Here is a 13350-nt window from a genome sequence, read left to right as displayed (position 1 = left end):
GGAGGACATATATGAAGAAGGTATTTGCTATCCGTTTGACCGCAGTATTCATTGCCCTTATGATCATCGCAGGCTGTTCGACCAAGCAAAGTAATTCCGGTAAAGATGACGGCACATTAAAAGTTGTCACGACCTACTCCATTCTTTATGACATTGTGAAGGAAGTAGGCGGGCAGCATGTTTCTATTCACAGCATTGTTCCCATTGGTACAGATCCACACGAATTTGACCCACTGCCAAAGGATGTTCAGTATACGACGGATGCAGACCTTGTTCTATATAATGGCTTGAACCTTGAAACAGGGAACGGCTGGTTTCAAAAGCTGCTTGAATCGAGCGGCAAGGACGGGGATGATGCACCTGTAGCCGAGCTGAGTAAAGGCGTGAAAGTGAAGCATTTGTCCTCAAAAGGCCTTGAAAGCCAGCAGGACCCTCACGCATGGCTGAATGTTGAGAATGGGATCCTTTATGCCCAAAATGCCCGAGATGCGCTTATTCAGGCGGACCCTGAACATAAAGAGGATTACGAAAAAAATGCAGAAGCCTATATCAAAAAGCTTCAAGCTCTTCACGATGAAGCAAAAGACAAGTTTGATCAGCTGCCAAAAGATAAAAAACTCCTTGTCACAAGTGAAGGGGCATTCAAATATTTTGCAGAGGCGTATGGATTGAAAGCCGGCTATATTTGGGAGATCAACACAGAAAGTGAAGGAACACCAGGACAAATGAAGCGCATTATTCATTTTGTCAAAGATCATCAAGTTCCTGCGCTCTTTCTTGAAACAAGTGTTGATAAACGCAGCCTTGAAAGCCTCTCTGAGGAAACCGGGGTTCCGATCAAAGGAAAAGTCTTCACTGACTCTATTGGAAAAGAAGGCGAAGATGGAGACAGCTACTATAAGATGATGAAATGGAATATCGACACCATTTACAAAGGGCTGTCATCATAAGAAAAGACAGGTGGAGTGAATCCGCCTGTCTTTTTTGTCAGCCTGTTATATTTTCTGGATGTTTTTTCGGCCAAATGACGTAGCTGATGCTAATGATGAAATCAATCGTTAAGATCATCCCCCATGTATTGACAAGCTGCATCAGCGCTTCCGTCCGCTCTGGTGCTTGGATGAGATAGGTTAATCCATATAACAGCCCCGCTCCAATAACATAAGAAATGAAATGCCGCGCCCAGCCGACCATTTCATACACAGACCGCTCTTTCCCGTACTTTGGTTTTCCCTTTGGCTTAGGGCCTCCTGCAAATCGATAAGCAAACCTAGCATCTGCCCATTTCACCATTTGATGTCCGAAGGCAAGGCTCACACCAATATAAACAGCCGCCAGCCCGTGGATGACACTCGCCACAGCCCCTTGCCTTAAATCTATATAAGTAGCCGCAAGAAGGATGAGATCTAAAACTGGCGTACAGACAAGAAAAAAAGCACCCCACTTTTTCTGTTTAAACACATAACGAAGCGTTAAGCCCATTAGAATAAACAGCCAAAAACCAATTTCACATGCCACAATCAATAACCCGACCAATTTCTCCACATCCTTTTTAATACAATTGTATTAAATAAAAAATAACACATCTGTGTTAAAAAAACAACAGCTATGCTAAAATCAATGTATGCCAAAAATCGTCGATCACCATAAACAAAAACAAAAGGTCGCTCAAGCTGCAATGAGAGTGATTAAACAAGAGGGATTGGAAAACGCTTCTGTACGAAAAATAGCAGTCGAAGCTGGAATTTCAGCCGGCTCTATGCGTCATTATTTTTCCACACAGCAAGAGTTATTTCTCTTCTCTATGAGTTTAATTCAGGAAAGAGTCAAGGAGCGGATTACAGGGCTTGCATTAAACTGTTCAACGGCGGAAAATGTTCTCACTTTATTGGAGCAGCTTCTTCCACTTGATGAAGAGCGAAAATTTGAAATGGAGGTGTGGCAGGCTTTTACAGTCAAGGCGCTGACTGAACCAGATCTACAGCCGCTCAATGCAAAGATGTATGACGAGCTTTTCCAAACGGTCCAATATTGTTTAATGAAATTGAAAGAGGATGGGCTGCTGCTAACTGATATCGATCTTTTATTAGAAACTGAGCGGCTTTATGCAGTCATCAATGGGCTTGCATTGAATGGAATCGTACAGCCCGAACGTATACCGCCTCAGCTCATACGCTCCGTACTGCAGATGCACCTGCAATCCATCACAAAAAAAGACATGTCTCCTTAATTGGAGAGCATGTCTTTTTTTAATCTTCCATAAAAATACGTTTCGCTTCGTAGTAAAGCACCTGCACAAATTTCTTCACATTGATGCGGGTGTGTTCTTCTCTTCCGCTCATCTCTTTCGTCAATTCACTCATTTTCTTTCGTACGATGGTGAAATCGAAAAATTTAGATGCGTAATTTTCAAACGTTGGATGAGAAAAATCGGTTAGCCCAAGTGATGCGATGTGCTTTAATGATTGGTTGATCGCACGTCTTACCCGCTGTTCGGCTGCCTTTGCTTCTCTTGCGATGTCTGCCGATGTGTAGGGCTCACTTAGCTTATCCTCTGTAATCCCAGTGAAAATGATCTTTAAAGAAGGAAAGGAATCATGATGATCAGCATGCAGCGCTAAATACTGGTCTGTAAACAGAATCATATCTAATAAATCTTTAGACCCCTTCTCCCCAACAATACCAAGCTCCGCCAGCAAAAACTGCCCCGCCTCTGCAAGACTTTTCCCCCGCTGCTTCGTTTTCGTCTGACCGCGCTGCTGAAATTGCATGACCGATTTGAGTGAGTGCTGAATATTTTCAATTGAATGCTCTAAATGAAGACGTTCAATCATGAGATGGAGGACACTTAAGACCTCTACACGATTGATCGGCTTTGTCACATAATATTCGACGCCAAGCGTATACGCCTGTCCGATTAATTCCTTTGTTTCAACCTGTGACAGCATTAAGTATTTCCCATGAAACTCATCCTTGATCGCTCGAATCGTTTCAAGCCCGTCCCTTTCCGGCATCAATAGATCAATACATAAGATATCAATGTGCAAATCATTTAAGTAGCTGGCTGTTAACTCTGCGCCATCCTCTGCTTCCCCGGCCACAATGCCAAGCTCTTCATCTTCAATGAGCTGAGCCAGTGAAGAACGAACGGCTTCATCATCATCAACAATAAAAAATCTCATCTCCCAATCCCCTCTTTTCTACTGACTTGATCTACTGGTATCGTTAATGTGAAAATCGTTTGTTCATTTGGGATACTCTTCATCTCAACACTTCCGCCAAGCTTCTCCGCTGTATCCTTTACATAGGCAAGCCCGATACCGCTCGATGGATTCCCAGCCTGATCGTATTTTAAAGTGAAGCCCGGTTTAAAAATCACATGATGATTACGTTCTTTTATGCCAGGCCCGTTGTCGCTGATTTGAAAAATCACGTGGTTTTCTTTCTGTGAAATAGAAAGTGACACCTCTCCTTCTACAGGAATGGCTTCAACAGCGTTGGATACGATGTTATTTAACAAAGATAGAATGGTATACACGTGATAGGCGGGATGCTTTCCATCTTCATCATAATGAAAGACGATGTTTTTTTTAAGAGATTCTGCATAATTTTCATGAATGCGAATGACAAGCCCAGCGATATGAGAAGGACTCTCATAAGCCTGGAAGTTTTCCTCATGAATCAGCTTTGATAAGGCAGAAAAAATCCGCTGGTTATCCTTTTTGATTTCATGCACCTCTCCTGCAATCTGCAAGGCGGTTTTACCGAGCTTTTTCAAATCCAATGATTCCGCATCCTTTGCGTGGTGAAGGGATTGATACAATTGATAGGATGTAGCCGTAATATGCTCAGCATGTGCGAGTGTTTTATGAAAATATGTAGATTCTGTGTAAAGGTTAGACAGAAGCATCAGCAGATGTTCCTTTTCCTTTTTCATCTGACGCTCTCTCGCCTGCTCTTCATATAAGCGAATCATTGTATAACAAGCCAACACGAAAAAGCTTCTGAAAATCGCCAAAACAAATAATTGGAACAGCGTCCTCACCGTTAAAATTTCATCCATCGTGCCTCGAAGTGCGATGATTTCAACAACGCTTGCGCACAGCTCCATGACGATGCCTGTTGCTCCAATAAGCCATGGCTGATCGCGGAAACGTCTGACCTTCAATAAGTAAAAGAGTGTGCCATAGACAACATAATAAAGCAGGGAAGGAAATCTTAATGAAACTGCCTCTTCAAGCGGAAGATGCCCTGTCACAGCTGTATCAAGCAGCACACGAAACACAAAAACAGATATCCCAGCGATGATGCCGCTTGCCCATGCAGGAAATCTTTTCATTTGAAGCAGGATAAAGAAAAAGACAACGGTTCCAAAGCTGACCCGAAAGCTGTCCTCAAATGGATAAAATTTAAACTCTCCGCCAATCGGCGTCAGTACAATGAGCAGCACAATTAAATAAGGCTCTGTATTCAGCCATTTTTTCAGTAGATTCAAACGCAGTCACATCCCTAATAATTGACGATAGTATACTATGTGAGCTAAAGAAAAACAAACCTCCATGAAAAAGCGCACACCGGAACTTTGCCGGTGTGCGCTTCTCATGATGCCGCTTAATCTTCTAAACGATCCTTTTCTAAAAGTGATGCACCAGCAATACCTGGTTTTGTCATTTCAAAAGGATTTAAGATGACATCAAGCTCTTCCTCTGTTAACACATCATTTTGCAGACATAGCTCACGTACAGATGCGCCTGTAAGGATGGCTTCTCTTGCAATTCGTGCAGCCGCTTCATAACCAATGTGCGGATTCACCGCCGTCATGACACCGGCACTCTTTTCTACATATTCTTTTAATCTAGATTCATCTGCTTTTAAGTCACGCAAGCAGTTGTCCACGAAGGACTCGAATACATTTTTCATCATGCTGAGAGATTGAAGCAGGTTGAACACTAACACTGGTTCCATAACGTTTAGTTCAAGCTGGCCAGCCTCTGATGCAAGACAGATTGTGTGATCGTTCCCAATGACTTGGAATGCCACTTGGTTCATGACCTCAGGCATAACTGGGTTGACTTTCCCTGGCATGATGGATGAACCTGGCTGTCTCGGCGGCAGGTGCAGCTCACCAAAGCCTGCTCTTGGACCTGAAGCCATCAGACGAATATCGTTCGCCATTTTGGACATGTTCATCATACATACTTTAAGTGCAGCCGATACTTCTGTATAAGCATCCGTATTTTGCGTTGCATCGACTAAGTCTTCAGCGCCAACTAACGGTAATCCGCTAATGTCAGATAGGTAGCCAACCACTTGGCGAATATATTTAGGATCTGCATTCAATCCAGTTCCGACTGCTGTTGCACCCATATTGACTTCATATAAATGCTGTCTAGACTGTTTGATACGTTTAATATCACGAGCAAGAACTTTTGCATAAGCACTAAACTCTTGTCCAAGTCTGATTGGAACAGCGTCCTGAAGATGCGTGCGTCCCATTTTGATGACATGATCGAATTCCTGCGCTTTTTCGGTCATGACTTGATGCATGTTTTCCATCGTATAAAGTAGTTTTTCAATCATATTCAATGTTGAAATATGAATCGCTGTTGGGAAAACGTCGTTTGTTGACTGCGACATGTTCACATGCGTGTTTGGACTTAGCTCAGTATAAGCGCCTTTTTCCTTTCCTAGTAGTTCAAGCGCTCTGTTTGCAATGACTTCATTGGCATTCATATTCATTGAAGTGCCAGCCCCGCCTTGAATTGGATCGACAATAAATTGATTGTTCCATTTTCCTTCGATGACCTCATCTGCGGCTTGAACAATTTTTTCTCCAAGACCAGAATATAGTCGCTGTGTATCCATATTTGCAAGTGCGGCTGCCTTTTTGACAATCCCTAATGCTTTGATGAGTTCCTCATGAATACGGTAGCCTGTAATTGGAAAGTTCTCCACTGCACGTAATGTTTGAATTCCATAATATGCTTGAGTGTCTACTTCCTTTTCACCTAGAAAGTCACGTTCGATTCGAACTTGCTTGTCCTGTAGCTTCGTCATTTGAAAAGATCTCCTTTTTTACGCTGCTTTTGTTTGTTGTTTTAATTCCTCAATATACTTCTTCGATTTCTCTTGATCAAATACTTTTTCCCACTTAGACATGACAATGGCTGCAAGTGAGTTACCAAATACGTTCACTGTTGTACGAACCATGTCAAGAAGTCGGTCGATCCCAACGATGAAGGCAAGTCCTTCAAGCGGCAGTCCCATAGCACCAAGAGTTGTGATGACAACAACGATCGATGCACCTGGTACACCAGCCATTCCTTTAGATGTCAGCATTAAAATTAATAGTAACGTAATTTGCTCATAGATGGAAAGCGGCATGCCGTACATTTGTGCAACAAATATCGCAGCAATGGATTGATAGATGGCACTTCCATCTAAGTTAAAGGTGTAGCCTGTTGGAATAACGAACGACGTGATCGCTTTCGGGCAGCCGAACTTCTCCATTTTGTCCATTAATCTAGGCAGTACAGCTTCTGAACTTGCTGTTGAGAATGCAAGAATGATTTCTTCTTTTAATACTTTAAATAGTGTAAAGACGCTTGTTCCAGCCATTTTCGCAATAATTCCAAGTACAACAATGACGAAGAATGCCATTGTACCGTAAACAACAAGTACCAGTTTACCTAGCGGGAGAAGCGCTCCGACCCCGAATTTGATCACCGTCACACTGATGAGCGCGAATACACCAAATGGTGCAAACTTCATCACTTTATTGGTCACCCAGAACATCGCTTCGAGTATCCCCTCAAAGAATCCTAATACTGGTTTTCCTTTGTCTCCTACTGCGGCAATTCCTAATCCGAATAAGACTGTAAAGAAGATGGTTGGTAATAGATCACCTTCTGCAATAGATTGGAAAACGTTTGTTGGTACAAGATGCACCAACGTTTCAGAGAAAGTCGCTTTTTCAGAAGAAGCCTTAGATGTCTCTTCATATTTAGAGATATCGCCTTTCTCCATGTTGCTCATATCAATTCCTGTACCAGGATGGAAGACGTTTGCTGCAAGCAGTCCAACTGCTAATGCAATCGTTGTCACAATCTCGAAGTAAAGAATGGTTTTTCCGCCGAGTCTTCCGATTGTTTTCATATCTCCTACACCTGCAACTGCTACAATCAATGCAGCAATAACAATTGGAAGAACGATCATTTTAATTAAATGGATAAATATATCGCCAATCGGCGTTAACACATTAATAACGGTTTCATTTTGATAAAACAGCGCTCCCACGACAACACCCAGAACAAGTGCAATGAGTATTTGAGAAGCTAACCCTAACTTTTTCATACGTGAACCCCCTTTTTTTGATAACGCTTTCTTTGTTGCTTAATCGCATCTTAACGACGAACCTACAAAAAACGACAAAAAGGAACAAAAAGAAGTGAATTTTTTATGAAAAATCTTTAAAAAGGTGGGTTTTTCCACAATATTGTAAAAAAAAGACTTCGCTTTTGGCGAAGTCTTAATGATTTTGCATCTGTTCACTTGGTGTATGTTGATTTGGAAAAAATTCATCATAAATCTTATATCCAATGAGCACAAGAGCAACGTAGAACAATGCACTAACGGTCCAAATCCATTTGACATTCAGCTTCATTCTGCCACTCCCTCTCTAACTGGCTTCAATCGCTGCAATCTGAGCGCATTCAGCACAACGGACACGGAACTAAAGGCCATTGCTGCTCCTGCAAGCCATGGCGCAAGGAAACCAAATGCAGCAATCGGTATCCCGATACAGTTATAGGCAAGCGCCCAAAATAGGTTTTGTTTAATGTTTCTCATTGTTTTTTTACTAAATTCCAGCGCATCTGCAATGGCATGGAGATCTCCCGTCATGAGCGTAATATCTGCTGCTTCCATGGCAACGTCTGTCCCTGTTCCCACAGCCATCCCAATATTCGCTGTTGCAAGAGCTGGGGCATCATTGATACCGTCTCCGACCATGGCGACTTTCTTTCCCTGTTCCTGAAGCGCTGCAATGTGAGCCGCTTTTTCTTCAGGCAGCACTTCAGCAATGACATGATCAATGCCCGCCTGTTTCGCAATCGCCTCTGCTGTTAGTTTATTATCACCTGTCATCATCACAACGTGAATCCCCTGCTCTTTTAGACGAGCGATGGCTTGTGGAGAGGATGATTTGATTGTATCTGCGACCGCGACAATGCCGGCGACTTCGCCGTCAATCGCAACAAGCATAGCCGTTTTCCCTTGCTCCTCCAGCGTTGTGACAGATGCTTCAATTTGCTCATATTGGATATGATGTTTCTGTAATAGCTTACGCGTTCCAATCAAAAGCTTGTGTCCTGCTGCCTTTGCTTCAACTCCATGACCTGGATCTGCTTGGAACGCTTCAACCTCGACCGCTTCAAGACCTCGTTCCTTCATACCGTCTGTTATCGCCCGGGCAAGCGGGTGTTCCGACTGCTGTTCTGCCGATCCTGCTAGCTGCAGCAGCATATCTTCTGTCCAGTTGGCATATGCCAGTACATCTGTCAGACTAGGCTCTCCTTTTGTCACAGTCCCTGTTTTATCTAACACGACCGTGTCGAGTGATTGAGTCACTTCTAAATGCTCTCCGCCTTTAAACAGAATGCCTGATTCAGCCGCACGGCCGCTGCCAGCCATAATAGAGGTTGGTGTCGCAAGGCCGAGCGCACACGGACATGCGATGACAATGACGGCTATAAAGGTTTCAAGTGCTGACGTCACATTTCCTGGATCAACAAAGAAAAACCATATGAGGAATGTGAGCACAGCAATTCCTACAACAATAGGAACAAATATCCCTGATATTTGATCTGCCATTCTTTGAATCGGTGCCTTTGAGCCCTGCGCTTGTTCTACGACTCGGATAATCTGTGAAAGAGCGGTCTCTTTCCCGACTTTAGTCGCTTTTATTTTGATGAATCCATTTTTATTGATCGTTGCCCCAATGACCATATCTCCTGCTGTTTTATCAACAGGCAGACTTTCTCCTGTAATCATGGACTCATCTATTGCGGTTGTCCCCTCTATGATTTCTCCATCTACCGGCACTTTTTCCCCGGGTTTGACAAACACAAGATCATTCACTTTCACGTCAGAAATAGGCACAGTCATCTGTTTGCCATCTCGCTCGATAACCGCTTCTTTCGCCTGTAAGCCCATCAGCTTTTGAATCGCTTCTGATGATCTTCCTTTTGCTCTTGCTTCCATTAATTTTCCGAGCACGATCAACGTAATGAGGACAGCACTTGTTTCATAATAGAGGGCTGCCTCATGTGTGCCTCTAATCGCTGACTGAATGCTTTCATATAAACTATAGAAAAACGCGGCAGATGTCCCAAGTGCGACAAGAACATCCATGTTGGCACTTTTATTTCTTAAAGCCTTATATGCACCTACATAAAAGGGCCAGCCGACAATGAACTGCACCGGCGCTGCTAACGCCAGCTGTACCCATGGATTCATAAAAGCTTCTGGCAGCCAAATAAAGAACGTAAAAGAAAAATGGCTGACCATTGCCCAAAGTAGCGGCAGTGATAAAATCATCGAGAATAAAAAGCGTGCCGTTTGCTTTTCTATTGCAGCTTGCCGGTGATCTTTTTTTCCTTCCTCCGCTTGATCTGCAGCTGGTTCTATTAAAGAATACCCAATAGACTGCACCGCATCTTTTATGTCATTTGTAGACGTTTGGCCCGGATGATATGTGACCTGAAGTGTCTCAAGGGCAAAGTTTACAGACCCGTGATCGACACCGTCCATTCGGTTAATTTTTTTCTCGATTCGGTTTGCACAAGCTGCACAGGTCATTCCCTCTATATCAAATTCTGCTTGCTCCATCACCACATCATAACCAAGAGATTGAACTTTTCGCTTCAAATCATCTGGTGTTAGCTGCTCTGTTTCATAAATGATATGAGAAGTTTCAAGCGCCAAATTCACACTGGCATCCTCCACACCCTCCAGCCTGTTCAATCCCTTTTCGATGCGGCCTGCACAGGCAGCACAGGTCATCCCCGTAATTTGAAAATCAATTTCCTTTTTCATTGATCTCACCTCTCCACATACTCCATGGGGGTATTATATTTTGAAAAAAATACGTGCTGTTTTGCAGCACGTCTACTTATTTATACAACATCATATCCCTGTTCCTCAATCACATCGGAGATACGGTGTAACGTGACTTGATCTGGGTGAAATGAAACCTCCACCTGTCCTTTGTCTAAATGGACTTTCACAGATTCAACACCTGCTAATTCTCCTACATTTCCTTCGACTGCTTTCACGCAATGTCCGCAAGACATGCCCTGCACTTGAAGTGTTGCTTGTTCCACTTCTCATCGCCTCCATCAATCATTTTCTACAATTTACTATACCCTAGTAGGGTATCAATGTAAACATAAATGCTACGATTTTGTTAGTTTCGTAAAGACCGTCATTAACTCTTCAATGGCTTCATCCCCATTGCCGCTCTTGATAGCATCTGCAACACAATGATGTGTATGCTTTTCCATCAAATGAAGACTGACTTTTTTCAAAGCCGCATTGACTGCGGAGATTTGATTCACAACATCTATACAGTAACGATCGTTTTCAATCATTTGCTGAATCCCGCGAACTTGTCCTTCCACTCGTTTCAAGCGATTGATCAATTGGTCCTTTTCCTTTTCGGCTCTAGGCGAAGCCATATGTCTTTCTTCATGTTCTGTCATGTGATCACCTTTTTTCCATTATGACTTGTCTTTACCTAAATTAAAGCATATCTCCACCGGAAAAGGCAAAGATATGCTGAGCACCGCATATAAAGCTGTGTTTGTCCTAATTTGTTAATTGTTCGATATCCTGCAAAAGATTGACGGATTGCTGAAGCTTTTTCATCAATCCCTGCTGATCCTCCAGTATGGCGGCAACATCGATATCGCCTGCTTTCAATTGCTGTAAATACGTTTGGATTTCCTCTGACAGCACTTTATTTTTTTCAATGATTTGCGCATGCAGGTCTTCTGCCATTTTTGGCGCTGTGACGTCATTAAAATCTTGAATGTCTGCCTTCAATGATTCAAGCTGCTGCGTTAATTCTGCTTTTTTGGCGGCATTTTGCACAGCTTCTTCAGCGAGTTTTGGAAAATCCTCTGTAAATTGCTGAATGTCTGTCACATAGTCATTTGCCTCAGTGACATATGTCGTTGTATCGTTGACCTGATCAAGCAAGCCGGAGCACCCGCTTAATACAAGCGTTCCGGAAAATAGGCAAGCCATCACATATTTTTTCAAGATCGATCATCCTTTCATCTGTAGGATTAAAAGCATCATTTGTTCCGCTTCTCTATCACTCAGATGCAAAAAGACCTTAAAAATAGCCAGACCTTTGCCTCATGTGTGATAAGCAAAGGTCTGGCTAACATTGTTCATGCCGGAATGGCCGAGAAACAACGAATGTTTCTGTAATGACGACCAAACCGTAAAAGCTACTCCCCTTTAGGAAACCGTTCAAATGTTATGTTTATCATATCGAATGTCAGGACAACAGTCAATTCGGAAGATCCTGCTCTTGATACAGCACATGGCCCTTACCAGTGGATGCATAAATCCGGTTCCGTCCTTGGCGTTTTGACATATACAAGGCCTGATCCGCTTCAAATAGAAGTGTTTCTAATACACAAGGATCATTGGCTGTATGAGCAATTCCAAAGCTCGCTGTCACTCGCACTTTTTCCTCATCATTCTGAAAGAAGCTCACTTCAAACGAATGTCTTATTTGTTCCGCGATATGACAGGCCTCTTTAAATGACTGATGCGGCAGACAAATGGCAAACTCTTCTCCCCCATATCGTCCAAATAAATCATCCATTTGTAAATGCTGCTGACAAATAGAAACAACATGACGCAGCGCTTCATCCCCGATATGATGTCCGTGTGTGTCATTGATTTGTTTAAAAAAATCAATATCAAACAGCATAACAGCCGTATCCTGCGCATCCTCTTCCAAGATCATCTGCGTTCGTTCGATGAAAGAAGAACGATTGTAAATATTCGTCAAACCATCGATATACGCACGACGCTCCAGCTCTTCCTGCAGCAAACGCTGCTCTGTTACATCACTGATCACGATTTGCCTGCCCTCGATTTCTCCTCTTCTATTAAATAGAGACGAAGCGGTCAAATGATAATAGCAGGACTGGTCTTTTTCCTTTTTCCACATTAAATCATATTGCGAATGATCCTGCGGAGAGCGCAGCCATTGAATGAACGCTGAATCTTTGATGATTGCTGAGAAAATATCGTCGATTTTATGGCCAATTCCCTTTTTATTCGCAAGTGCTGGAATGATCGATGCAGCAGCGGGATTGTAGTCAATGAGTGTCCGATATCGATCTAAAATCAGAACCCCTTCAGACATATGCTCAAACACACGCTCCATTGCAATGGGAGAGATTTTAAAGAGCTGGAACGACATAATCGCCCATAAATAGAGTGCGTTGGTTAAAAACATCACCACTGGGACTGGATCAATATGTAGGGGTGTAACACCTAATAAATAAATAAAAGAAGTCAAAATTGGTAATGACATTCCCACTAACAGTATGAGAATCTGCTTTAAATATTCTTTTTTTGTGACACGTAAAAACCAAAGCAGCATAAAGATAGCAAGCATCGAACAGCCAAACGTATAAACGCCATGAATGACATACCAATAGCCAATCGTAAAATCAGCCAATAAAAACCCATCTACTGGATTCATCGTGATGCTTCGATAAAAGAGTGAATGTAAAGAGTTGGTGAACACCAAAATGGTTGTGAGAGTTGGAATCAATAAGATGAGAAGCACGCGGCGCTTTGTGAAATATTGATGGAACCCCGTAAATTGCAGCACAATCAGCAGACTGAGCGGTGCGATAAACGGAAGACCTATGTATTGAAAACAAACCCAAAACATGATTTCTCCAGGAGTACGAGCCAATAATTCAAACGTATGCCCAAAGATATAAATCGCAGTTGCTCCAGACATGTACATAAACAATTGACAGCCAATATATCGATGGCGGTTTGCATGAGCAATGATTGATAATATCACGGACAGAATGCCAGAAACACTCATGATCACAATAAAATGTAAAACAATCGAATCCATGTAAACGCCCCAATTTCAGTTATTTAGAACTAGTCTAATCTTACTATATATGAGGACGTCTCAAATGGGAAGATGTGATTTTGAATTGGTTGGAGATTTTTTGTAAAATTTCAGGCGTCATCGGTTCGTGATTCCTTATATTTTCACTACTTTTTGCTTAATTTGAGGGA

Annotated in this window: 13 protein-coding genes; 2 read left to right on the top strand and 11 right to left on the bottom strand. The window is 42.6% G+C overall.

The annotated features are described in order from the left end of the window. Positions 1-11 precede the first annotated feature (11 nt). Positions 12-950: a metal ABC transporter substrate-binding protein gene (locus tag EV579_RS12890; RefSeq protein WP_024423469.1), complete on the top strand. Its 939-nt coding sequence runs from the start codon at positions 12-14 to the stop codon at positions 948-950. Positions 951-987: 37 nt separating this feature from the next. Here the strand turns inward: EV579_RS12890 and EV579_RS12885 are convergent, their stop codons facing one another. Further along, on the bottom strand, positions 988-1536 hold the full coding sequence (locus tag EV579_RS12885) for a hypothetical protein (protein ID WP_041108485.1): 549 nt from the start codon (positions 1534-1536) through the stop codon (positions 988-990). Positions 1537-1624: 88 nt separating this feature from the next. Between EV579_RS12885 and EV579_RS12880 the strand changes: the two genes are divergently transcribed. Further along, positions 1625-2230: a TetR/AcrR family transcriptional regulator gene (locus EV579_RS12880; protein ID WP_133744567.1), complete on the top strand. Its 606-nt coding sequence runs from the start codon at positions 1625-1627 to the stop codon at positions 2228-2230. A 19-nt stretch (positions 2231-2249) separates the two neighbouring features. On the opposite strand, the gene EV579_RS12875 is transcribed toward EV579_RS12880, so the two are convergent. The 10 genes from EV579_RS12875 to EV579_RS12835 form a co-directional block, all read right to left on the bottom strand. Continuing rightward, entirely contained in the window at positions 2250-3182 is a 933-nt protein-coding gene (locus tag EV579_RS12875) for a response regulator (RefSeq protein WP_034280916.1), read from the bottom strand. Continuing rightward, positions 3179-4495 carry an ATP-binding protein gene (locus EV579_RS12870; protein WP_034623877.1) on the bottom strand — a complete coding sequence of 439 codons (1317 nt, stop codon included), beginning with the start codon at positions 4493-4495 and terminating at the stop codon, positions 3179-3181. Before EV579_RS12870 ends, EV579_RS12875 begins: the two co-directional genes overlap by 4 nt. A 116-nt stretch (positions 4496-4611) precedes the next feature. Further along, complete coding sequence (gene aspA, locus EV579_RS12865) at positions 4612-6057, bottom strand: aspartate ammonia-lyase (RefSeq protein ID WP_024426050.1); 1446 nt, start codon at positions 6055-6057, stop codon at positions 4612-4614. An 18-nt stretch (positions 6058-6075) separates the two neighbouring features. Next, positions 6076-7353: a cation:dicarboxylate symporter family transporter gene (locus EV579_RS12860; protein ID WP_024423473.1), complete on the bottom strand. Its 1278-nt coding sequence runs from the start codon at positions 7351-7353 to the stop codon at positions 6076-6078. Between the two features lie 175 nt (positions 7354-7528). After that, positions 7529-7663: a hypothetical protein gene (locus EV579_RS19290; protein WP_275426737.1), complete on the bottom strand. Its 135-nt coding sequence runs from the start codon at positions 7661-7663 to the stop codon at positions 7529-7531. Further along, positions 7660-10095, bottom strand: coding sequence for a heavy metal translocating P-type ATPase (locus EV579_RS12855; RefSeq protein WP_133744566.1), 2436 nt, complete (start codon positions 10093-10095; stop codon positions 7660-7662). The genes EV579_RS19290 and EV579_RS12855 overlap by 4 nt, the downstream gene beginning before the upstream one ends. Before the next feature lie 80 nt (positions 10096-10175). Beyond that, positions 10176-10382 (bottom strand): copper chaperone CopZ, encoded by a 207-nt coding sequence (gene copZ / locus EV579_RS12850; protein WP_024423475.1) that lies wholly within the window; start codon positions 10380-10382, stop codon positions 10176-10178. Positions 10383-10454: 72 nt separating this feature from the next. Then, the gene (locus EV579_RS12845; protein WP_012011272.1) at positions 10455-10760 is read right to left on the bottom strand and encodes a metal-sensing transcriptional repressor; all 306 of its coding nucleotides are present in this window, start codon (positions 10758-10760) and stop codon (positions 10455-10457) included. Positions 10761-10866: 106 nt separating this feature from the next. Next, positions 10867-11322, bottom strand: coding sequence for a DUF6376 family protein (locus EV579_RS12840; protein WP_133744565.1), 456 nt, complete (start codon positions 11320-11322; stop codon positions 10867-10869). A 256-nt stretch (positions 11323-11578) separates the two neighbouring features. Continuing rightward, positions 11579-13180 (bottom strand): histidine kinase N-terminal 7TM domain-containing diguanylate cyclase, encoded by a 1602-nt coding sequence (locus EV579_RS12835; protein ID WP_133744564.1) that lies wholly within the window; start codon positions 13178-13180, stop codon positions 11579-11581. Positions 13181-13350: the final 170 nt, after the last annotated feature.

The sequence above is a fragment of the Bacillus sp. BK450 genome (genome assembly GCF_004364885.1).
GTDB classification, from domain to species: domain Bacteria; phylum Bacillota; class Bacilli; order Bacillales; family Bacillaceae; genus Bacillus; species Bacillus safensis.
Note: the sequence above shows the minus strand (reverse complement) of the source record. Positions and strands in the feature narration are given on the sequence as shown.